Source organism: Kitasatospora sp. NPDC090091, from assembly GCF_044747365.1.
Taxonomy (GTDB): Bacteria; Actinomycetota; Actinomycetes; order Streptomycetales; family Streptomycetaceae; genus Kitasatospora.
Genome location: NZ_JBIVDY010000002.1, coordinates 12,060 through 32,516 on the forward strand (window position 1 = coordinate 12,060; position 20,457 = coordinate 32,516).

At 74.4% G+C, this 20,457-nt stretch carries 18 protein-coding genes and 1 tRNA gene; 11 read left to right on the forward strand and 8 right to left on the reverse strand.

Features of this window, described 5'->3' with window-relative positions; genetic code table 11:
- Positions 1-78: 78 nt before the first annotated feature.
- Positions 79-753: a Crp/Fnr family transcriptional regulator gene (locus tag ACIPSC_RS02995; protein ID WP_030392646.1), complete on the forward strand. Its 675-nt coding sequence runs from the start codon at positions 79-81 to the stop codon at positions 751-753.
- A gap of 170 nt (positions 754-923) precedes the next feature.
- Here the strand turns inward: ACIPSC_RS02995 and ACIPSC_RS03000 are convergent, their stop codons facing one another.
- The 5 genes from ACIPSC_RS03000 to ACIPSC_RS03020 form a co-directional block, all read right to left on the reverse strand.
- Positions 924-1,745, reverse strand: a complete 822-nt coding sequence (locus tag ACIPSC_RS03000; RefSeq protein ID WP_400822526.1) for an MBL fold metallo-hydrolase — start codon at positions 1,743-1,745, stop codon at positions 924-926.
- Positions 1,742-1,918 (reverse strand): hypothetical protein, encoded by a 177-nt coding sequence (locus tag ACIPSC_RS03005; protein ID WP_400822528.1) that lies wholly within the window; start codon positions 1,916-1,918, stop codon positions 1,742-1,744. The genes ACIPSC_RS03000 and ACIPSC_RS03005 overlap by 4 nt, the downstream gene beginning before the upstream one ends.
- Positions 1,919-2,087: 169 nt before the next feature.
- On the reverse strand, positions 2,088-2,954 hold the full coding sequence (locus ACIPSC_RS03010) for an NUDIX hydrolase (protein WP_400822530.1): 867 nt from the start codon (positions 2,952-2,954) through the stop codon (positions 2,088-2,090).
- Positions 2,955-3,132: 178 nt separating this feature from the next.
- The gene (locus tag ACIPSC_RS03015; RefSeq protein WP_400822531.1) at positions 3,133-3,603 is read right to left on the reverse strand and encodes a RidA family protein; all 471 of its coding nucleotides are present in this window, start codon (positions 3,601-3,603) and stop codon (positions 3,133-3,135) included.
- Positions 3,600-3,758, reverse strand: a complete 159-nt coding sequence (locus ACIPSC_RS03020) for a DUF4177 domain-containing protein (protein ID WP_094743074.1) — start codon at positions 3,756-3,758, stop codon at positions 3,600-3,602. Before ACIPSC_RS03020 ends, ACIPSC_RS03015 begins: the two co-directional genes overlap by 4 nt.
- 189 nt (positions 3,759-3,947) lie before the next feature.
- Here ACIPSC_RS03020 and ACIPSC_RS03025 point away from each other — a divergent pair, with 189 nt between their 5' ends.
- Together ACIPSC_RS03025 and ACIPSC_RS03030 are read left to right on the forward strand one after the other, a co-directional pair.
- Complete coding sequence (locus tag ACIPSC_RS03025; protein ID WP_400822532.1) at positions 3,948-5,036, forward strand: ArsA-related P-loop ATPase; 1,089 nt, start codon at positions 3,948-3,950, stop codon at positions 5,034-5,036.
- Positions 5,037-5,137: 101 nt separating this feature from the next.
- Complete coding sequence (locus ACIPSC_RS03030; protein ID WP_400823322.1) at positions 5,138-6,304, forward strand: ArsA family ATPase; 1,167 nt, start codon at positions 5,138-5,140, stop codon at positions 6,302-6,304.
- A gap of 158 nt (positions 6,305-6,462) precedes the next feature.
- Here the strand turns inward: ACIPSC_RS03030 and ACIPSC_RS03035 are convergent, their stop codons facing one another.
- Complete coding sequence (locus ACIPSC_RS03035) at positions 6,463-6,786, reverse strand: WhiB family transcriptional regulator (RefSeq protein WP_030240986.1); 324 nt, start codon at positions 6,784-6,786, stop codon at positions 6,463-6,465.
- Between the two features lie 423 nt (positions 6,787-7,209).
- Between ACIPSC_RS03035 and ACIPSC_RS03040 the strand changes: the two genes are divergently transcribed.
- Entirely contained in the window at positions 7,210-9,534 is a 2,325-nt protein-coding gene (locus ACIPSC_RS03040; protein WP_400822533.1) for a transglycosylase domain-containing protein, read from the forward strand.
- Positions 9,535-9,659: 125 nt separating this feature from the next.
- Here ACIPSC_RS03040 and ACIPSC_RS03045 read toward each other — a convergent pair whose 3' ends face one another.
- Complete coding sequence (locus tag ACIPSC_RS03045) at positions 9,660-10,115, reverse strand: GatB/YqeY domain-containing protein (RefSeq protein WP_400822534.1); 456 nt, start codon at positions 10,113-10,115, stop codon at positions 9,660-9,662.
- A 135-nt stretch (positions 10,116-10,250) separates the two neighbouring features.
- Between ACIPSC_RS03045 and ACIPSC_RS03050 the strand changes: the two genes are divergently transcribed.
- The 3 genes from ACIPSC_RS03050 to ACIPSC_RS03060 all read left to right on the forward strand — a co-directional run bounded on the left by ACIPSC_RS03050 (position 10,251) and on the right by ACIPSC_RS03060 (position 12,195).
- Positions 10,251-10,859 carry a CGNR zinc finger domain-containing protein gene (locus ACIPSC_RS03050; RefSeq protein ID WP_400822535.1) on the forward strand — a complete coding sequence of 203 codons (609 nt, stop codon included), beginning with the start codon at positions 10,251-10,253 and terminating at the stop codon, positions 10,857-10,859.
- Between the two features lie 220 nt (positions 10,860-11,079).
- Positions 11,080-12,021: a metallophosphoesterase gene (locus tag ACIPSC_RS03055; protein WP_400822536.1), complete on the forward strand. Its 942-nt coding sequence runs from the start codon at positions 11,080-11,082 to the stop codon at positions 12,019-12,021.
- Positions 12,022-12,121: 100 nt separating this feature from the next.
- Positions 12,122-12,195, forward strand: a tRNA-Pro gene (locus ACIPSC_RS03060).
- Positions 12,196-12,570: 375 nt separating this feature from the next.
- Here ACIPSC_RS03060 and ACIPSC_RS03065 read toward each other — a convergent pair.
- Entirely contained in the window at positions 12,571-15,423 is a 2,853-nt protein-coding gene (locus ACIPSC_RS03065) for an ATP-binding protein (protein ID WP_400822538.1), read from the reverse strand.
- A gap of 241 nt (positions 15,424-15,664) precedes the next feature.
- On the opposite strand from ACIPSC_RS03065, the gene ACIPSC_RS03070 reads away from it, so the two are divergent.
- The 4 genes from ACIPSC_RS03070 to ACIPSC_RS03085 all read left to right on the forward strand — a co-directional run bounded on the left by ACIPSC_RS03070 (position 15,665) and on the right by ACIPSC_RS03085 (position 20,451).
- Positions 15,665-16,042: a nuclear transport factor 2 family protein gene (locus tag ACIPSC_RS03070; RefSeq protein ID WP_400822540.1), complete on the forward strand. Its 378-nt coding sequence runs from the start codon at positions 15,665-15,667 to the stop codon at positions 16,040-16,042.
- A gap of 75 nt (positions 16,043-16,117) precedes the next feature.
- Positions 16,118-17,584 (forward strand): MFS transporter, encoded by a 1,467-nt coding sequence (locus tag ACIPSC_RS03075; protein WP_400822542.1) that lies wholly within the window; start codon positions 16,118-16,120, stop codon positions 17,582-17,584.
- A gap of 201 nt (positions 17,585-17,785) precedes the next feature.
- The gene (locus ACIPSC_RS03080) at positions 17,786-19,720 is read left to right on the forward strand and encodes a prolyl oligopeptidase family serine peptidase (RefSeq protein ID WP_400822544.1); all 1,935 of its coding nucleotides are present in this window, start codon (positions 17,786-17,788) and stop codon (positions 19,718-19,720) included.
- Positions 19,717-20,451 (forward strand): hypothetical protein, encoded by a 735-nt coding sequence (locus ACIPSC_RS03085; RefSeq protein WP_400822545.1) that lies wholly within the window; start codon positions 19,717-19,719, stop codon positions 20,449-20,451. Before ACIPSC_RS03080 ends, ACIPSC_RS03085 begins: the two co-directional genes overlap by 4 nt.
- The last annotated feature ends 6 nt before the right edge of the window (positions 20,452-20,457 follow it).

Here is a 20,457-nt window from a genome sequence, read left to right on the forward strand (position 1 = left end):
ATGCTTGGTGATGCAGAGCACTGTACGGAACTTGCGCCGGCCGGCTTGATCGCCGGGCGGCCGAGAAGGAGGAAGCACGTGGACGACGTTCTGCGGCGCGCCGCACTCTTCGCGGCACTCGACGACGAACAGGCCGGCGAGCTGCGCGCTTCCATGACCGAGGTCACCCTCGCCCGCGGTGAGTCGCTGTTCCACGAGGGCGACCCCGGCGACCGGCTCTACGTCGTCGCCGAGGGCAAGGTCAAGCTGCACCGCGCCTCGCCGGACGGCCGCGAGAACATGCTCGCCGTCCTCGGCCCCAGCGAGATGATCGGCGAGCTGTCGCTGTTCGACCCGGGCCCGCGCACCGCCACCGCCAGCGCGCTGACCGAGGTCAAGCTGCTCGGCCTCGGCCACGGTGACCTCCAGCCCTGGCTGCACGCCCGGCCCGAGGTGTCGATCGCGCTGCTGCGGGCCATCGCCCGCCGCCTCCGCCGGACCAACGACGTGATGTCCGACCTGGTCTTCTCCGACGTGCCCGGGCGCGTCGCCAAGGCCCTGCTGGACCTCTCCCGCCGCTTCGGCGTGCAGTCCGACGAGGGCATCCACGTCGCCCACGACCTCACCCAGGAGGAGCTGGCCCAGCTGGTCGGCGCCTCCCGCGAGACGGTCAACAAGGCGCTTGCCGACTTCGCCGGCCGCGGCTGGCTGAAGCTGGAGGCGCGCGCCGTGGTCCTGATGGACGTCGAGCGGCTCTCCCGCCGTTCGCGCTAACCGCACCCCGTCCGCGTCCGGCCATCGGCCTGCGGCCTCCGGCCGTCTCCCAGCGGCCGACCGGTCCACCGCGAGGGCCCGCACACCACCCGGTGTGCGGGCCCTCGCGCATGCCTGGACGACACCCGTCCGCGCAGGTGGGCGCGCCGCACCGAGCGGGCCCGGGGCGGTCAGATCAGCCCGTGCTCCTCCAGGTACTGGAGCTGGGCCAGGACCGACAGCTCGGCCGCCGGCCAGAGTGCGCGGTCCACGTCCGCGTAGACCCGGGCCACCACCTCGTGCGCCGTCCGGCAGCCCGCCTCGACGGCCGTCTCGACCTGGGCCAGCCGGCCCGCCCGGTGCGCGAGGTAGTAGTCGACGGCGCCCAGCGCGTCCGCGAGCACCGGCCCGTGGCCGGGCAGCACGGTCCGGACGCCGTGCTCGGCGGCCATGGTGTGCAGGTGGCGCAGCGAGTCCAGGTAGTCGCCGAGCCGGCCGTCGGGGTGGGCGACCATCGTGGTGCCGCGGCCGAGGACGGTGTCCCCGGTGAGGATCGCGCCGTCGGCCGGCAGGTGGAAGGTGAGCGAGTCGGAGGTGTGGCCCGGGGTCGCGACCACCCGCAGGTCCAGGCCGCCGACGTCCAGCCGCTGACCGTCGGTGAGGCCCTCGGAGCCGAGCCGGTGTGCCGGGTCCAGCGCGCGGACCTCGGTCCGGGTGAGCTCGGCGAACCGGGCGGCGCCCTCGGAGTGGTCGGCGTGGCCGTGCGTGAGCAGGGTCAGCGCGACGCGCTTGCCCTGCTGCTCGGCGGTCTCGATCACCCGGCGCAGGTGGCCCTCGTGCAGCGGGCCCGGGTCGATCACCACCGCGAGGTCCGAGCCGGGCTCGGAGAGCAGCCAGGTGTTGGTGCCGTCCAACGTCATCGGCGACGGGTTCGGCGCCAGGACGCAGACCGCCCGGGGGGTGGCCTCGCCGCCGATGCCGGCGGCGGGGTCACCCGGCAGGAGACCGCTCACCGGCCGCCCTCGCTGGAGCGGTGCAACATGCGCAGTGGGAGGGCCCGGACGATCGCGCGCTGCGCCACCTCGGTGAAGGGGACGGGGGCGGAATCGCAGGCGGGGGCGTGCGGGGACAGGCTGCGGGCGGGCATCTCGCGCGCCGTCCGGCGAGCCACGTCGTTGTGGGTCATCGGGCGTCGGTCCTTCCTCGGGTCGGTCGGCGTTGTCGGCGTTGTCGGCGTTGTCGGCGTTGTCGCTGGTGTCGGTGATGTTCGGTGGTGTCGGTGGTCTTCGGTGCAGCGGTCGTCGGTGCCGGGGTGATCCGTCGGCCCCGGCGACCGCACCGCGTCCGGGGGGAGGTCAGTCGTCCGCGGGGAAGTGTCCATCGATGGTCAGCTCGTCGTACCCGGCCCAGCGAACCGTCATGCGGTCGCCCCGGACCTCGGCCCGGCCGAGGATCGGTTCGAGCGAACGGCCCGCGGCCGCCCGCAGCGCCTCGGCGGCGCTCTGCACCGGCATCAGCTCGCGCAGCACCGTGACGGTGGGCGGCAGCATGCCGAACCGGCCCTCCTCGCGGCCCCGGACCGCCTCGGCCGGGGTGAGCCAGGTGACCCGGTCGGCCTCGCCGACCTCCAGCGCGGCCCGCTGGCCCGGCGGCAGGGCGGCCACGAAGAACCAGGTGTCGTACCGGCGCTCCTCGAACTCCGGGGTGACCCAGCGGGCCCAGCCGGCCAGCAGGTCGCTGCGGAGCAGCAGGCCGTGCTTGCGCAGGAAGTCGGCGAAGGAGAGTTCGTGGGCCTCCAGGGCGGCGCGCTCGGCGCTCCAGTCCCGCGGTTCCGCGGTGCTCTCCGCATCGGGGCCGGCCAGCAGGACGCCGGCCTCCTCGAAGGTCTCGCGGACGGCGGCGCAGACCACGGCCTGCGCGGTCCCGGCGTCCACCCCGAGCCGCTCGGCCCACTCCTGGGGGCCGGGGCCGACCCAGCCGAGTTCGGCCTCGGCGTCGCGCGGGTCCACGCCGCCGCCCGGGTAGGCGTACATGCCGGCGGCGAAGGCCATCGAGGTGCGCCGGCGCAGCAGGTAGGCCTCGGGCCCGTTCGCCGCGTCCCGCAACAGCACCACGGTGGCGGCGGGCTTGGGCACCGGCGGGGTCAGCTCGCCGGACTCGACCCCCCGGATCCGGGCAGGCCAGCCGGGCGGCATCGGGAGCGTCGTTGCTCGATGGTCCATGCCCCGGATGCTAAGCGCACGGAGGCGGGGTTGGAAGGGCCAACCCCGCCTCGTGATCGACTGCCCGCTCTTCCACCGGCCCGCAATCGGGGCCCGCAGTCGGGGCCCGCAGTCACGGCCCGGTCACGGGGCGGTGCTCAAGCGTCGGTGCTCAAGCGTCGGCGCCCAGGCGCCGCGGTCAGACGTCGGCCTTGATCCGGACCTGCAGCTCGACCTCGACCGGGGCGTCCAGCGGCAGCACGGTGACGCCGACCGCGCTGCGGGCGTGCACACCGGCCTCGCCCAGCACCTGGCCGAGCAGCTCGCTGGCGCCGTTGATCACGGCGGGCTGACCGGTGAAGTCCGGGGCGGAGGCGACGAAGCCGACCACCTTCACGACCCGCTCGATCAGATCCAGGTCGCCGATCACCGACTTCACGGCGGCCAGCGCGTTGAGCGCGCAGGTCTGCGCGAGCTCCTTGGCCTCCTCCTGGGTGACCTCGGCGCCGACCTTGCCGGTGGTCGGCAGCTTGCCGCCCACCATCGGCAGCTGGCCGGAGGTGAAGACGAACTCACCCGTCCGCAGGGCCGGGACGTAGGCGGCGACCGGAGCGGCCACCGGCGGCAGCGTCAGGCCCAGCTCGGCGAGCTTCTCCTCGACCTTGCTCATGCGTTCTTCTCCCGCTTGAAGTAGGCCACCAGCTGCTCCGGGTTCGGGCCCGGCACGACCTGGACGAGCTCCCAGCCGTCCTCGCCGAAGTTGTCCAGGATCTGCTTCGTCGCGTGCACGAGCAGGGGCGCCGTCATGTATTCCCACTTGGTCATGGCCAGACTCTAGACGAGCGGCCCCCGCCAGCGGCGCGGCCCGCGGTCCGGCGTGTGAGGTGGCCCACAAACCGGGCATGATTCAGCCCTGGTCCCCCCGATGCTCCCGGCATCCGGCGCGGTCCCTGGTTACCCTCGCGGGAGGGCACCTGAGCGGTGCCGGCCCTCGGAGACGGACGGAGACGGAGCGTGACACGCACCCCCGGCCAGGAGGCGGCCCGGCGCGACCCCGACTGGGAGGGCGTACGGCTGCACGTGGTCAGCGGCAAGGGCGGCACCGGGAAGACCACCCTGGCCGCGGCACTGGCACTGGCGCTGGCCGCCGAGGGCCGGCGGACCCTGCTGATCGAGGTGGAGGGCCGCCAGGGCATCGCCGAGCTCTTCGGGATCTCCGCGCTGCCGTACGAGGAGCGCAGGATCGCCTCGGTCTCGCGCGCCCAGCTGGGGCTGCCCGGCGCCGGCTCCGGGAGCGGGGCCGCCGGCGGCGAGGTGTTCGCCCTGGCCATCGACACCGAGCAGGCGCTGCTCGAATACCTGGAGATGTTCTACAAGCTCGGCCGGGCCGGCAAGGCCCTGCAGAAGGTCGGCTTCGTCGACTTCGCGACCACCATCGCGCCCGGCGTCCGGGACGTCCTGCTCACCGGCAAGGCCTGCGAGGCGGCCCGGCGCAAGGGCCCGGACGGGCGGCGGGCGTACGACGCCGTCGTGATGGACGCGCCGCCGACCGGCCGGCTCACCCGGTTCCTGAACGTGAACTCCGAGGTGGCCGGGCTGGCCCGGATCGGCCCGATACATACGCAGGCGCAGGCCGTGATGCGGGTGCTGAAGTCTCCCGAGACCGCGGTGCACCTGGTCACCCTGCTGGAGGAGATGCCGGTGCAGGAGACGGTCGACGGCTTCGCCGAGCTGCGCGAGGCCGCGCTCCCCGTGGGCGGGGTCATGGTGAACATGGTCCGGCCCCCGGTCCTGGACGCGGCGGCGGTGGCGGCGGTCGACGGCGACCACCGCGAGCAGGTCGCGCTGGCCCTCGGCGAGGCCGGCCTGGGCGGGCGCTCGCGCAAGGCGGAGACCGTCCGGGCGGCGGTGGACCCGCTGATCGACCCGCTGCTGGACCAGGCTCGGGAGCACGCGGAGCGGGTGGAGCTGGAGCGCGAGCAGCGTGCCGACCTGCAGCAGCTGAAGCTCCCGACGTACGAACTTCCGCTGCTGGGCGAGGGTGTGGACCTCGGCGGGCTGTACCGGCTGGCGGGCGAGCTGAAGCGTCAGGGGGCGGCGTGAGCGACCACGGGGAGAGCGGCGGCCGGGCGGCCGGCAGCCGGGAGAACAGTGGCCGCAGGAGCGGTGTCCGGGAGAACGGCGGTCAGGGGAGCAGTGGCCGGGTGAACGGCGTGCGGGGCACGGGGAGCCGGCTCGCGGTGGACGAGCTGATCGACAACCCGAAGACCAGGATCATCGTCTGCTGCGGCTCGGGAGGCGTCGGCAAGACCACCACCGCCGCGGCGCTCGGGCTGCGCGCCGCCGAACGCGGCCGCAAGGTCGTCGTGCTGACCATCGACCCGGCCCGCCGACTGGCGCAGTCGATGGGGCTGTCCGAGCTGGACAACACCCCGCGGGTGGTCAAGGGCGTGACCGGCGAGGGCGAGCTCCAGGCCATGATGCTCGACATGAAGCGGACCTTCGACGAGGTCGTGCTGGCCCACGCCGAGCCCGAGCGGGCCCGGGCGATCATGGAGAACCCGTTCTACCAGTCGCTGTCGGCCGGGTTCGCGGGCACCCAGGAGTACATGGCGATGGAGAAGCTCGGCCAGCTCCGTGCGGCCGAGGAGTGGGACCTCATCATCGTCGACACCCCGCCGTCCCGCTCCGCGCTGGACTTCCTGGACGCGCCGAACCGGCTCGGGTCCTTCCTGGACGGCAAGGTGATCCGGATCCTGACCGCGCCGGCCAAGGTCGGCGGGCGCAGCGCGATGAAGTTCCTCAACGTCGGGATGGGCCTGTTCACCGGCACCCTGGGCAAGATCTTCGGCGCCCAGCTGCTGACGGACGTGCAGACCTTCGTCAGCGCGATGGACTCGATGTTCGGCGGCTTCCGCGAGCGCGCCGACCGGACGTACCAGCTGCTGAAGGCGCCGGGCACGGCGTTCCTGGTGGTGGCCGCGCCCGAGCGGGACGCGCTGCGCGAGGCGGCGTACTTCGTCGACCGGCTGGCGGCCGACCGCATGCCGCTGGCCGGGCTGGTGCTCAACCGGGTGCACGGGACGGGCGCTCCCCAGCTCACCGCGGAGCGCGCGCTGGCGGCGGCCGAGGCGCTGGAGGAGAACGGCTCGGAGAACTCCTCCCCCGAGGCCGAGCTGCTCGCGGCCGGGCTGCTGCGGCTGCACGCCGAGCGGATGCAGATCATGGCGCGGGAGCGCCGTACCCGTGACCGCTTCGTCTCCGTCTACCCGGACGTGCCGATCGTCGAGGTCGCCGCACTGCCCGGGGACGTCCACGACCTGGACGGGCTGCGGACCATCGGCGAGCGGCTCAGCGGCGGCGCTTCGTAGCGGCGGCACCTCGTAGCGGCGGCACTTCACATTGGTGGCGCCGCACCGTGACGCCCGGTCGGGCGCGCGGAGCCGAAGGCGGCTCGGCCTGTTCCGGCTTCGGCCGTGACGGCATCGGCCGTGGCGGACCGGCCCGTCGGGGCCCGGCCCGTGGCGGCTCAGCCGGCCTGGGCGTAGTCCGTCAGTATCACGCCGGTCGCGAGGGACTCCTCGTACTCGGTGCGGGCCGTCTCCAGCAGCCGCCGCCACGAGATCACCGTCGGCCGGCGGCGCAGCAGCGCCCGGCGCTCGCGCTCCGTCATCCCACCCCAGACCCCGAACTCCACCCGGTTGTCCAGCGCATCCGCCAGGCACTCCGTACGGACGGGGCACCCGCTGCACACCGCCTTGGCGCGGTTCTGCGCCGCCCCCTGGACGAAAAGTTCGTCCGGATCACTAGTGCGGCAGGCGGCCTGCGCACTCCAGTCGTCTACCCAGCCCATGCCGGCGCCGTCCTCTCCCGAATCGAGGCTCCCCCACGGCGGCAACGGCATATTCACCGTTGCCAGTTGAGGACGTTACGGAAGAACGACAGCTTGCAACAGCCCCTTCGGGCTCAATCTCGAATGGTCCGATTGGACTATGGGTATCGGTCAGCTCACTCGTTGGAGTGATCGCAGGTCGCAAGCCTTGCCAAGAATGCCGCGGACACTCTCGTCACGCGCGCCGTCACAGAGCGCCACCAAAACCGCCCGCACCAGGGGTGACAGTCGCCTCAAAAGCACTTCAGAAAGGGGCAATTCGGGCAAAGCTCATCACTCACAAGAGTGAGCGATGTTGACGTACCGAAGCTGTCGCAAGCTTGTGACAAGCCTAGGCGAACACCTGCTCCGCCGGAGGGGATTCGGCAACGTAGGGTTCTCCTCATGGCACCGAAGCGCCCCCAGGCACCCCAGCCCCCAGGCAACACCGGAGCTCCGCGCGGCCGGCGCCGCGAGTCACCGCTGGACTTGGCGGGGCACGGAGTGAAGTTCCTGGGCGTCAGTGTGCTCTCCGGAGTCCTGCTGGCCGGCATGGCCCTGCCTGCGGTCGGCGCGCTCGGCCTGACCGCCAAGAACACCGCGGAGAGCTTCGACAGCATCTCCGACGACTTCAAGACGCCGCCGCTCACCCAGGCCACCCAGATCTTCGACAGCAAGAACCAGCTGATCGCCAAGGTCTACGAGCGCGACCGCACCGTCCTCGCGGCCGACCAGATGTCGCCCTACATGCGCAAAGCGCAGGTGGACATCGAGGACGCCCGCTTCTACGAGCACGGCGCCGTCGACCTCAAGGGCGTGCTCCGCGCGATCGGCAAGAACGCGGAGAGCGGCACCGCCTCTCAGGGTGCCTCGACGCTGACCCAGCAGTACGTGAAGAACGTCAACGTCGAGAAGGCCGGCGACGACCAGGCCGCCGTCCTGGAGGCCCAGCGCAAGACCCTGGGCCGCAAGATCCAGGAGCTGAAGGTCGCGATCAAGCTGGAGGAGGATCTGACCAAGGACCAGATCCTCACCAACTACCTGAACATCACCTTCTACGGCCACCAGGCCTACGGGGTCGAGTCCGCCTCCCAGCGGTACTTCAGCAAGTCCAACAAGGACCTCACCATCGCCGAGGCCGCCACCCTCGCCGGCCTGGTGCAGAACCCCTCCCAGTACGACCCGGTGCGCTACCCGGAGAACACGGTCAAGCGCCGCAACGTGGTGCTCGACAAGATGCTGGAGAACAAGCACATCACGGTGGAGGAGGCGAACACGGCGAAGGCCGCCCCGCTGGGTCTGAAGTACAAGGACCCGCAGAACGGCTGCATCACCGCCAACGCCGGCATGGGCTTCTTCTGCGACTACGTGCGCCACGTGGTCAAGCAGGACCCGATCTTCGGCAAGACCGCCGCCGAGCGGAAGAAGTTCTGGGACCAGGGCGGCCTGAACATCTACACCACCCTGGACCCGGACAAGCAGGCCGCCGCACAGAACGCGGTGACCAGCAAGGTGAAGGTCACCGACCCGGTCTCGGCCGCCGCGACCATGATGGAGCCCGGCAGCGGCAAGATCCTGGCGATGGCCCAGACCCGCCCGTACGGCCTGGACCCGAACAAGAACCAGACCGTCGTGAACCTCAACGTCGACGCTTCGATGGGCGGCGGCAACGGCTTCCAGACCGGTTCGACGTTCAAGCCGGTGCTGGCCGCGGCCGCGCTGGAGTCGGGGATGTCCCCGACCCAGGCGTTCCCGTCCGAGAACCGGATCGACTACCCCACGATGTCCACCTGCTCGGGCACCTGGAAGAACACCGCCAAGGGCAAGGACCGCAGCGTCGGCAACGAGTCGGCCGGCGAGGTCGGCCCGTACGAGCTGAAGCAGGCCATGGCGCTGTCGGTCAACACCTACTTCGTGCAGATGGAGCAGCAGGTCGGCCTCTGCGCGATGAAGCAGATGGCCAACAAGCTCGGCATCAACCAGACGGCCAAGGGCGACCCCTTCGTCGAGGTCCCGTCGATGGTCCTCGGCACCCTGGAGCTCTCCCCGCTGACCATGGCGAACGTCTACGCGACCTTCGCCGCCCGGGGCAAGTACTGCACCCCGATCGCCATCAACAAGATCACCACGGTGGACGGCAAGGAGGTCAAGGTCCCGCAGTCGTCCTGCAGCCAGGCCTACTCCGAGAGCACCGCCGACGCGCTCAACGCCGTCCTGCTCAACGTGACCGAGAAGGGCACCGGTGCCTCCCTCGGCCTGGAGGGCGGCCGCCAGATCGCCGGCAAGACCGGTACCACCGACGAGAAGAAGGCCGCCTGGTTCAGCGGCTACACCCCGCAGCTCGCCACCTCGGTCTGGCTCGGCGGTCCGGCCGGCGGCGTGAAGATGAAGAACATCAAGATCGGCGACACCTTCTACGGCAGCGACGGCGTCTTCGGCGCCACCGGCCCGGGCCCGATCTGGCAGATGGCGATGAACCAGGCCCTGCGCGGCGCCCCGATGCAGACCCTGCCGACGATCAGCATCCCGGACCCGGCCCCCAAGCCGGACCCGAACGCGACGCCGTCGGGCGGCGCCACGCCGCCGCCGAACGGCGACGCGGCGGGTGGCGGCAACCCCGGCGGCAACCCGGGCGGGGGCGGGAACCCCGGCGGCATGATCGGCGGCGGGTTCACCCTTCCGCCGGGCGTCATCGGCGGCAACGGGAACGGCAACGGCGGCCGGCACTGACCGGGCCGACGGACCCGGCCGGCTGACGGCACGCGAGAGGGGCGCCTCCCGAGCGATCGGCTCGGGGGGCGCCCCTCTGTCGTGGTCCTGCACGGCCGCCGGCGGCCTACGAGTCCTCGGGAGTGTCAGCCGGAGAGCGCGGCCTTCACGGCGGCGGCGACCCGGCCGCCCTCGGCCAGCCCGTCGACCTTCGGCTTCACCAGCTTCATCACGGCGCCCATGGCCTGCGGGCCGGTCGCGCCGCTCTCGGCGACGGCGGCGGCCACGATCGCCGCCAGCTCCTCGTCGGAGAGCTGCTTGGGCAGGTACTCCGCCAGCACCTCGCCCTCGGCCCGCTCCCGGGCCGCCTGGTCGGTACGGCCGGCGTTGTCGAACGCGGCGGCCGCCTCCCGGCGCTTCTTGGCCTCGCGCGCGAGCACCTTCAGGACCTCGTCGTCCGACAGCTCCCGCTTCTCCGTACCCGCCACCTCCTCGCTGGTGACGGCGGAGAGCGTGAGCCGGATGGTGGACGAGCGGAGCTCGTCCCGGTTCCTGATGGCAGCCGTGAGGTCCTCCTGCAGCTGCTCCTTGAGCGTCGTCATGGCCCCGAGTCTCCCACCTGCGGCGTTCGGCCGCCCACCATTAACGCCCGGGCCGCCGTTCCGCGACCCGACCGGGCCGGCCGGGTCACGTCCGCAGCCTTCCCTCCGCTTCAGGTAACTCCTTATAGTGGTTACATGACTGACGAGTGGACGCCCGGCCTGGTCCTGCACTCCCCCGAGGGCACGCGGTACCACTTCGACCCCGGGGCGCTCTGCCTGGAACTGCTCACCACCGGCGGGCCCGACGCGTACGCCCGGTACGAGGTGCTGCACCGGCCCGAGGACCTCGCCCAGTGGCTGGAGAAGTCCCGGCTGCGGCTGCCGGCCGACGCGGTCGCCGTCAGCCCCGGCCAGCTGGCCGCCGCGCGGAGGCTGCGGGACGCGCTGTGGCGGCTCGCCGCCGCGCGGGCCCACGGCAGGCCGGGCGCGGCCGCGGACCACGCCGTGCTCAACGAGGCCGCCGCCCACCCGCCGCTGGTCCCGCAGATAGCCCCGGACGGCACGCCGGCACGGCCGCTGCCGGCCGACGGGGCCCAGCTCGTCTCGACCGTCGCCCGCGACGCCATCGCCCTGCTCACCGGCCCCCACGCCGACCGGGTCCGGGAGTGCGGCGCGGCGGACTGCTACCTGCTCTTCGTCGACACCTCGCGCCCCGGGCGGCGGCGCTGGTGCTCGATGGAACGCTGCGGCAACCGCCACAAGGTCCGGGCACTGCGGGCCCGGCGCGACCGGACCGAGGAGTGATCCGGATGACCGGGGAACGACCGACGCCAGGACCGGTGGAGGGCGCCACCGGGAGCGCGGCGGACGGCGCCCCGGGGCGGCCCGACGGGCGGCTTCGGGGGCGGCTCCCGGCAGCACCCCCGGCGGTGCGTCCGACCGGGGGCTCCCCCGGTGCGGCGGCGTGTCCGGGCACGCCCACCAGGCGTTCACCAGCTGATCCGCCGTCTGAGAGCATGGAGCGATGCGACCGCTGTACTCCGTCCCCCTCGGAATCGCCGCCACCGGCGCCGCCTGCCTCGCCTACTCCGTCGGGTACGAGGTCCGTGCCTTCCGGCTCCGCCGGGTCGAGGTCCCCGTCCTGCCCCGGGGCGCCCGCCCCCTCCGGGTGCTGCAGGTCTCCGACATCCACATGGTCAGCGGACAGGGCAAGAAGCAGCGCTGGCTGCAGAGCCTCGCCGGGCTCCGCCCCGACCTGGTGGTGAACACCGGCGACAACCTCTCCGACCCGCTCGGCGTCCCCGCCACCCTGGACGCGCTCGGGCCGCTGATGGACTTCCCCGGTGTCTACGTCTTCGGGTCGAACGACTACTACGGCCCGGCCCGCAAGAACCCGGCCCGCTACCTGCAGGCGATGCGCAGCGGCGTCCACGGCATGAACAATCCCGACGGCACCGCGCGGCGCGGCATCACCGGCGCCGTGCACAACCCGTGGGAGAAGCTGCGCGACGGCTTCGACGCGGCCGGCTGGCTCGACCTCACCAACACCCGGGGCCGGCTGAACCTCGGCGGCCTCGACGTCGAGTTCACCGGCCTGGACGACCCGCACATCCGCCGCGACCGCTACAGCGAGGTCGCCGGGGGCCCGTCCGCCGACGCCGACCTCTCGCTCGCCGTCGTGCACGCGCCGTACCTGCGCGTCCTGGACGCCTTCACCGCCGACCGCTACCCGCTGATCCTCGCCGGGCACACCCACGGCGGCCAGCTCTGCGTCCCCTTCTACGGCGCCCTGGTCACCAACTGCGACCTCGACGCCAAGCGGGTGAAGGGCCTCTCCACCCACCAGGCCGGCGGCCGCCGCTCCTACCTCCACGTCTCGGCCGGCTGCGGCACCAACCGCTACACCCCGATCCGGTTCGCCTGCCCGCCGGAGGCCACCCTCCTCACCCTCACCCCCGCCCGCTGACCTGCGACGGACGCCCGCCGGGAATCGGATTTCGTGTCTCGGCGAGCGTCCGGTAGAGTTCTACTCGTCGCGAAGGAGACGGAGCGACAAACAGAAAGACCGGGGTGTGGCGCAGCTTGGTAGCGCGCTTCGTTCGGGACGAAGAGGCCGTGGGTTCAAATCCCGCCACCCCGACCCAATGCAGAGGCCCTGCCGGAGAGATCCGGCAGGGCCTCTGGCGTTTCCGCAGGCAGGAAGTGCGGTGGGCGGCCCCCGAGGTGAGGGGGCGTCGAGGGGGTGATGCGGAATACACCGCTCGCCACCCGCGCCGCTGTCGACCGGCCGGGTACCGGCTTCGGCCTGCTCGACTTCACCGGCCCGCCTCGGCCGGCACCGCCACATGACGATGGTTTCGGCCGCGTACGCCCCTCGGCCGCGACGACCGGCAGGCCGGGGCCGTCGCGGGCGGGCGGACCGGGCGGACCGGGTGGGCCGGGCAGGCCGCCGGGCCGCTCCGGGCGGGCGCTCCGGGCTCGGCCCGACCGGCCGGGTCGGCCGGGCCGGCGGCGCTCAGAGCAGTGCCGGCAGGTCGGCCCGGGAAGCCACGCCGAGCTTCGGGTAGGCCTTGTAGAGGTGGTGCCCCACCGTCCGGGGGCTGAGGAAGAGCTGGGCGGCGATGTCCCGGTTGGTGAGGCCCTGCGCGGCGAGCCGGACGATCTGGAGCTCCTGCGGGGTGAGCGCGGTGAGCACGCCCGCGGGGGCGTCCGACGGGGCGGGCGCGCTGGTCCCGGTGGCCGTGAGCTCGGTGCGCGCGCGGTCCGCCCAGGGGTGGGCGCCGGCGGCCTCGAAGGCCTCCAGGGCGGCGCGCAGGTGCGGCCGGGCGTCGGTGCGGCGGCGTTCGCGCCGCAGCCACTCGCCGTAGAGCAGCGCAGTGCGGGCCTGTTCGAACGGCCGCTGGGTGCCGTCGTGGAGGTCCAGGGCGGCCCGGTAGGCGGACTCGGCGAGCTCGTCCGGGCCGAGCAGTGCCTCGCAGCGCAGCCGCAGCGCCTCGGCCCAGGGCAGCCCCGCGGCGCGGGCCCAGCGGGCGAACCGCTCGTACGGGCCGGCGGCGCGCTCCGGGGCGCCGAGGCGGACGGCGGCCTCGACCAGGTCGGGGACGGCCCGGGTGCCGCTGACGTGGTGACGGTAGGGGCCGGTCGTGAGGGCGTGCAGGCGGTCGGCGGCGTCACCGGCCCGGCCCCGGCCGAGGTCGAGCAGGCCGAGCGCCCACTGCGTCCAGGGCTCCCCGGGCGCGGGTGCCGCGGCGCCGGCGGCCGCGCCGGTGAGGGCGGTCGCCGTCCGGGCGGTCGCGGCGAGCGCGGTGCACTGCGCGTCGTCGCCGCCGAGCGCGGCCAGGCAGGCGAGCAGCGCGCCGAGCTGACTGACCCACTGGTGCTGCCCGGTGTCCCGGGCGAGGGCGAGGGCCTCGGTCGCGGTGACCTCGGCGTCGCGGTGCCGGCCGTGGAACAGCTCCGCCTCCGCGAGGAAGAACTGCAGCGTGGGCAGCACGCCGACGGCGCCCTTGGCCCGGGCCTCGGCGACGAGTTCCGTGGCGAGCTCGGCGGTCTCGGCGTCCCGCCCGAGGATCAGCGTCGCGCCGCAGAGCTGGACCAGGTCGACCGGGGTTTCGGCACCCGCCCGGCGGGCCGCCGCCGCGGTGTCCCGGACGGCCGGCAGCGGCCCGGCCGGGCGGCCCAGGGCCGGGAGCACGGCGGCCGGCAGGTGCCGGGCCAGCGGGGTGAGCGGATCGTCCGCGGCGAGCGGGAGCCGGGCGAGCCGGTCGAGGACGGCGACCACCGCCTCCTCCCCCGCGTACCAGGCGGCGTGGAAGGCCTGGAGCAGCATCCGGGCGGCGTGGGCCGGCTCGATGCCGGTCGCCGCCGCGTCCAGCAGCAGGCGGTAGGCGGTGGGGTAGGAGCCGCGCCAGAAGTGCGCGGTGGCCCGGACCTGATCGAGCAGGGCGTGCACGAAGACGCTGTCGGTCCGGGCGCCGGCCCGCTCCGCCAGCTCCTCGGCCTGCGCCAACTTGCCCTCTTCGGTGGCGGCTTCGGCGGCGAGGACGAGTCGGCGGGTGGCCGCGTCGCGGTCGGGGGTGAGCCGGGCGGCGCGCTCGTACGCCGCCGCGGCGCCGCCGTGGCCGCCGCGGCCCTCGGCGCGGACGGCGGTGCGCTCCAGCGCGTCGGCGAGCTCGGCGTCGGGCGCGGTGGCGGCGAGGGCGAGGTGCCAGGTGCGGCGGTCGCCGTCCTCCAGCGCCCCTCCGATTGCCCGATGGACCGTCAGCCTCTGCTGCAGTGGCGCGCGTTGCAGGACGGCGGCGCGCAGCAGCGGGTGACGGAAGACGATCCGGCGGTCCGCACCGACGGCGACCAGGCCGGCCTCCTCGGCGGGCGCGAGGTGCTCTGCGGTCGCGCCGAGTGCAGCGGCGGCGGACAGCACGACGTCGAGCTCGCCGTTCTCCTCGGCGGCAGCGACCAGCAGCAGGCTCTGGGTGGCGGGCGGCAGGCCGGTCACCTGGCCGTGGAAGGCGAGCTGCAGCCGGCTGGTGAGCGGCAGCACGCCGGGCGCCAGCGCGGGCTCCGTCGGGCCCGACTCGTTGACGGCGGCGGGAAGTTCGGTGAGCGCCAGCGGGTTTCCGGCCGCCTCGGCGAGCAGCCGGCGGCGGACCTCGCCGCTCACCCCCGCGCCGGCGCGGGCGTCCAGCAGTCGGGCCGCGTCCGGCTCGGCGAGCCCGGCCAGCCGCAGCTCGGGCAGGCCGGCGAGCGGCAGTCCGTCGGCCCCGGTCGCGCCGGCCGGGGCCGACCGACCGCTCCCGGAGGCGCCCCGCGAACCGGCCGCCGAGCCGGGGCCCGGAGCCGCCGCGCCGCCGTCCCGCACGGCGAGCAGCAGGGCCACCCCCTCCGCCTGGAGTCGGCGGGCGGCGAGCACCAGCGCGTCCAGCGAGGAGCGGTCCAGCCACTGCACGTCGTCCACCACGCACAACAGCGGCCGATCGGCGGCGAGTTCGGCCAGCAGTCCGAGCGTGGCGAGCCCGGCGAGCAGTCGGTCGCCGGGCGCCGCCGCACCGGCCGGCGCCTCGGCGAGCCCGAACGCCCCGGCCAGGGAGCGTTGTTGCGGGCCGGGCAGCGCAGAGAGCCGGTCCAGCCCGGGCGCGAGCAGCAGGCTGAGCCCGGCGAAGGGCAGTTCGGCCTCGTACTCGACGCCGGTCGCCCGGATCACCCGGAACGCGCCGCCTGCCGCCGCCACCGCGTGCTCCAGCAGCGCGGTCTTGCCGATCCCGGGTTCGCCGCGCACCACCAGCACCCCGCTGCGGCCGCTCCGCGCGCCGTCCAACAGCGCTTCGACGACGGCCTGTTCGCGTTCCCGCCCGTACAGCATCCCCGGCATCCCCGGCATCCCCCGCATCCCCCCGTGCCTCCGGCCCTCCCGCCCCGGCGGCCACCGGCGCCCCGGCGGCAACACCCGCGCCCCACCGACGACCCTACCCGCGGCTCACCGGCGCCGTACCGGTCCGGCCTACGTACACCCCTACCCATACGTGACAGATTCGGCTGCCGCCCGCCGTCCGTACCTTCATGAGCAGCGGGAACGACCCGCCGAACGGACCAGCCGCACAAGGGAGAAGACGATGACCGAGACCCGGACGACCGACCTGCAGCAGCTCGCCGAGCGCTACCTCGCCGCCTGGAACGAGACCGACCCGGCCGCCCGCCGCAAGCTGATCGACGAGGTCTGGGCGGAGGACTGCCGCTACACCGACCCGCTGGCCGCGGTCACCGGCCGGGAGGGCGTGGACGCGCTGATCGGCGCGGCCCAGACGCAGTTCCCGGGCCTGGTGTTCACCCTCGGCCCGGTGGACGCCCACCACGACATCGCCCGGTTCACCTGGAACCTCGGGCCGGCCGGCGAGGAGGCCCTGGTGGTCGGGTTCGACGTGCTGGTGGCCGACCCGGAGGGCCGTATCACCGCCGTCCACGGCTTCCTGGACCGCGTGCCGGGCGCCTGAGCCACCGAGCGCGCACCAGCGTGCAGGGGCGGGCCGCACGCGCCCGCCCCTCCAACCCCCCGAGGAGAAGCCGAGATGAGCACCGACCTGCGCCCCGCGCCGGCCACCGCCGGCGGCCCCGCACCAGCCGAACCGGTCGAGCACGCCCCGCACGTCGAGCCTGTCGAGTCCGTCGGGTCCGCTCCCCGGGGGCTGCTGCCGGTCGTCCTGACCGCCACCTTCATGACCTCCCTGGACGTCTTCGTGGTCAACGTCGCCGTCCCCTCCCTCCAGACCGGCCTCGGGGCCGGACCGGCCGCCGTGCAGTGGGTGATCGCCGGCTTCGGCCTGGCGCTGGCCGTCGGCCTGATCACCGCCGGACGGCTCGGCGACCGCTACGGCCGGCGCCGGGTGTTCGGCCTCGGCCTGGCCCTCTTCACGCTCGCCTCGGCCGGCTGCGGGCTGGCCCCCACCGCGGCCGCCCTGGTCGGCGCACGGGTCGCCCAGGGGCTGGCGGCGGCGCTGATGGGACCGCAGGTGCTGGCCATCCTGCGGACGGCGTTCAGCGGCGCCACGCAGGCCAAGGCGTTCGCGATGTACGGGCTGACCATGGGCGTCGGCGCGGTGTTCGGCCAGCTCATCGGCGGTGTGCTGATCCGCGCCGACCTCTTCGGCCTGGACTGGCGCAGCTGCTTCCTGATCAACCTTCCGGTCGGCCTGGCCGCGCTCGCCCTGGTCCGCCGCTGCCTGCCGGAGTCCCGTGCCCCGCACCGGCCCGGCCTGGACCCGGTGGGCGTGCTGCTGGTCACCGCCGCGCTGACCGGCCTGGTGCTGCCGCTGATCCAGGGCCGGGAGCTGGGCTGGCCGCTCTGGACCTGGCTCTGCACGGCCGGCTCGGTCGTGCTGCTCGCCGTCTTCGCCGTGCACCAGCACCGGACCCGCGCCACCGGCTCGCCGCTGGTCGACACCCGGCTGTTCCGGTCCCGCGCGTTCACCGCCGGGCTCTTCGCCCAACTCGCCTTCTGGCTCGGCCAGGCTTCCTTCTTCCTGGTGCTGGCCCTGTACCTGCAGCCGGGCCGGGGGCTCGACGCGCTCGGCGCCGGCCTGGTCTTCACCGCGATCGGCGTCGGCTACCTGCTGACTTCCACCGCCGCGCACCGCGTCGCCGCCCGGCTGGGGCGGCAGACGGTCGCGCTCGGCGGGCTGCTGATGGCGGCCGGGCTGGGCCTGCTCGGCCTCGCCGCGTACGCCGGCGGTACGACCGGCAGCGTCTGGTGGCTGGCGCCCGGCCTGTTCGTGGACGGCCTCGGCATGGGCCTGGTGATCGCCCCGGTGACCGCGGTGGTGCTGGCCGCGGTCGAGCCCGCGCTGGCCGGCTCGGCCGCGGGTGTGGTGGCCACCGTCCAGCAGGTCGGCGGGGCGCTCGGGATCGCGCTGATCGGCATCCTCCACTACGGCGCCGGCGACCCGGTCGCCGCCTTCGGGCACAGCGTCGCGGCGCTGGCCGGGCTGGAGCTGCTGCTGGTGGGCCTGGTGCAGCTGCTGCCCCGGCGAACCGGCTGACGGGTCGGCGGACCGGCGGACCGGCTTCCTGCGCACCGGCGGACCGCGGGCTCACCGGCCGGCGGGCTCAACGGCCGGCCGGCCGACCGGCGCGTCTTCGCGGACCGGGCGGGCAGGTGGACGGAGAGCGCACGGGCGGGTGGGCCGACGGGGTCCACCCGCCCGTTCCGTTCGGTCACCCCGATCGGGTTGGATGGGTGGATGAGCGAGGAGAAGAGCGCCGTACCGGCGTGGGAGCAGCGGTTCAGGGCGGCACGGGTTTCCCTGCCGGACTGGGCGGACGACGCCCCCGACCGGGCGCTGTACGTGTCCAACGCGACCGGCACCTACGAGGTGTACGCCTGGGACCGCGCCACCGACACCCACCGCCGGGTCACCGGCCGCCCGAACGGCACCACCGACGCCGAGCTGACCCCGGACGGCGCGTGGGTCTGGTGGTTCGACGACAACGACGGCGACGAGTTCGGCATCTGGCGCCGCCGGCCCTTCGCGGGCCGGCCGGAGGGCGCCGACGGCCCGGACGAGGAGGCCGTCCCCGGGCTGGCCGCCTCCTACTCGGCGGGCCTGGCACTCGGCCGGGACGGCACCGTGGTGGTCGGCCGCTCCACCGACGAGCACGGCACCACCCTGCACCTGCGCCGCCCCGGCGCGGCCGAGGCCGTGGAGATCTACCGGCACGAGGAGTACGGCGGGGTCGGCGACCTCAGCTACGACAGCACGCTGCTGGCGATCGACCACACCGAGCACGGCGACGCGATGCACTCGGCGATCCGGATCGTCCGGCTCTCCGACGGCGCGACCGTCGCCGAGCTCGACGAGGTCACCGGCCGGGACGAGCCGCGCGGGGTCGCCTGCCTCGGCTTCGCCCCGGTCGAGGGCGACACCCGGCTGCTGGTGGCGCACCAGCGCACCGGCCGCTGGGAGCCGATGATCTGGGACGTCGCCACCGGCGCCGAGACCGCGCTGCCGCTCCGCGACGAGCAGGGCCGCGAGCTGCCCGGCGACGTCTCCGCGCAGTGGCGGCCCGGGGCGGCCGCCCTGCTGGTCGAGCACGAGTACGAGGCGCGCAGCGAGCTGTTCTCGTACGCGCTGGACACGGGTGTGCTCACCCGGCTGGACACCCCGCGCGGCACCGTCGGCGGTGCGACCGCCCGCCCGGACGGCACGGTGGAGTTCCTCTGGTCGTCCGCCGCCGAGCCGTCCGCGGTCCGCTCCACGGCCGGCACGGTGGTGCTGCGCGCGCCCGGCGCCGTCCCGCCCGGTTCGGTGCCGGTCGAGGACGTCTGGGTGGACGGCCCCGGCGGGCGGGTGCACGCGCTGGTGCAGCGGCCGGCCGGCGCCGGGGAGGGCGACGGCCCGTTCCCGACCGTCTTCGAGATCCACGGCGGCCCGACCCACCACGACAGCGACGCCTTCGCCGCCGGCCCGGCCGCCTGGCTGGACCACGGCTTCGCGGTGGTCCGGGTCAACTACCGCGGCTCCACCGGCTACGGCCAGGCCTGGACGGACGCCCTGCGCGAGCGGGTCGGCCTGATCGAGCTGGAGGACATCGGCGCGGTCCGCGACTGGGCGGTGGCGAGCGGCCTCGCCGACCCCGCGCGGCTGGTGCTCACCGGCGGCTCCTGGGGCGGCTACCTGACCCTGCTCGGCCTCGGCGTGCAGCCGGAGAGCTGGGCGCTGGGCGTCGCCGCCGTCCCGGTCGCGGACTACCTGACCGCGTACGACGACGAGATGGAGGCGCTGAAGTCGCTCGACCGCACGCTCTTCGGCGGCACGCCCGAGGAGGTGCCCGAGCGCTGGACGGCCTCCTCCCCGCTGACCTACGTCGAGCAGGTCCGGGTGCCGGTCTACATCAGCGCCGGGGTGAACGACCCGCGCTGCCCGATCCGGCAGATCGAGAACTACGTCGAACGGCTGGAGCAGCTGGGCAAGCCGCACGAGGTCTACCGGTACGACGCCGGGCACGGCTCGCTGGTGGTGGAGGAGCGGATCAAGCAGCTCCGGCTGGAGATCGACTTCGTCCGACGGCACCTCGGAGCGGGCGTCGTCGGCGAGAATCGGGTCGACGGGACCGCGGGGGCCACGGGTGCCGCAGTGGCCTCGGGGGTTGCGGGGAGAGACGGGGGGACCGGGTGAGACGACTGCTGGCGGTCGTGGGGGCGGGGGTGGCCGGGGCGTTGGTGCTGACCGGCTGCTCGGGCCAGGACGACGACGACGAGGTGGCCTGCCCGCCGCCGTCGGCTGTGCCGTCCGCGCAGCCGACGGCACAGCCGACCGCGACGGCGTCGCGGTCGGCCTCGCCCTCGGCGGGCGCCTCGGCTCCGGCGAAGGCGTCGCCCGCGGCGTCGGCGGGCGCGACGCGCGTCGGTGCCGCGGGCGTCGGTGCGGCGGGCGTCGGTGCGGCGGGCGTCGGTGCGACGGGCGTCGGTTCCGCGGATGTCGGGACGGCGGATGTCGGGACGGCGGCGTCGGTGGGCGGTCTCGCCGTGCGGGCGGCCTTCGTCACGGCGGAGAACGGTGAGGGCGGGGGCGGGATCGTCCTGCTCGCCAAGTCCGGGTCGAAGAGCAGCTCGAAGGGGTCGAAGAGCTCCAAGAGCGGCCGCAAGGTGCGCCACCACACCGACCACGACTCGGACGACGACGACTACAGCGGGAGCAACAACAGCAGCGGCCGGCGGTGCGACGACCCACCGGCGGCCGGCCCGTCGGCCACCGCGACGGTCTCGCCCACGCCGTCCGCGCCCTCGCCCTCGGCTTCCGCGTCGGCTTCCGCCGCGGCACCGGGTGCGCCGGCCAAGTCGCCGTCGGCCTCGGTGCCCGCGGCACCGCCGAAGTCGCCCGCCGGTGCGGGGGTACCCACCCGCTGAGGCGGG

Coding starts and splice junctions, on each gene's coding strand:
- ACIPSC_RS03005 (WP_400822528.1), bottom strand. CDS start 1,918: ATGACCCACAACGACGTGGCTCGCCGGACGGCGCGCGAGATGCCCGCC.
- ACIPSC_RS03010 (WP_400822530.1), bottom strand. CDS start 2,954: ATGGACCATCGAGCAACGACGCTCCCGATGCCGCCCGGCTGGCCTGCC.
- ACIPSC_RS03015 (WP_400822531.1), bottom strand. CDS start 3,603: ATGAGCAAGGTCGAGGAGAAGCTCGCCGAGCTGGGCCTGACGCTGCCG.
- ACIPSC_RS03020 (WP_094743074.1), bottom strand. CDS start 3,758: ATGACCAAGTGGGAATACATGACGGCGCCCCTGCTCGTGCACGCGACG.
- ACIPSC_RS03035 (WP_030240986.1), bottom strand. CDS start 6,786: ATGGGCTGGGTAGACGACTGGAGTGCGCAGGCCGCCTGCCGCACTAGT.
- ACIPSC_RS03040 (WP_400822533.1), top strand. CDS start 7,210: ATGGCACCGAAGCGCCCCCAGGCACCCCAGCCCCCAGGCAACACCGGA.
- ACIPSC_RS03045 (WP_400822534.1), bottom strand. CDS start 10,115: ATGACGACGCTCAAGGAGCAGCTGCAGGAGGACCTCACGGCTGCCATC.
- ACIPSC_RS03050 (WP_400822535.1), top strand. CDS start 10,251: ATGACTGACGAGTGGACGCCCGGCCTGGTCCTGCACTCCCCCGAGGGC.
- ACIPSC_RS03055 (WP_400822536.1), top strand. CDS start 11,080: ATGCGACCGCTGTACTCCGTCCCCCTCGGAATCGCCGCCACCGGCGCC.
- ACIPSC_RS03065 (WP_400822538.1), bottom strand. CDS start 15,423: ATGCCGGGGATGCTGTACGGGCGGGAACGCGAACAGGCCGTCGTCGAA.
- ACIPSC_RS03070 (WP_400822540.1), top strand. CDS start 15,665: ATGACCGAGACCCGGACGACCGACCTGCAGCAGCTCGCCGAGCGCTAC.
- ACIPSC_RS03075 (WP_400822542.1), top strand. CDS start 16,118: ATGAGCACCGACCTGCGCCCCGCGCCGGCCACCGCCGGCGGCCCCGCA.
- ACIPSC_RS03080 (WP_400822544.1), top strand. CDS start 17,786: ATGAGCGAGGAGAAGAGCGCCGTACCGGCGTGGGAGCAGCGGTTCAGG.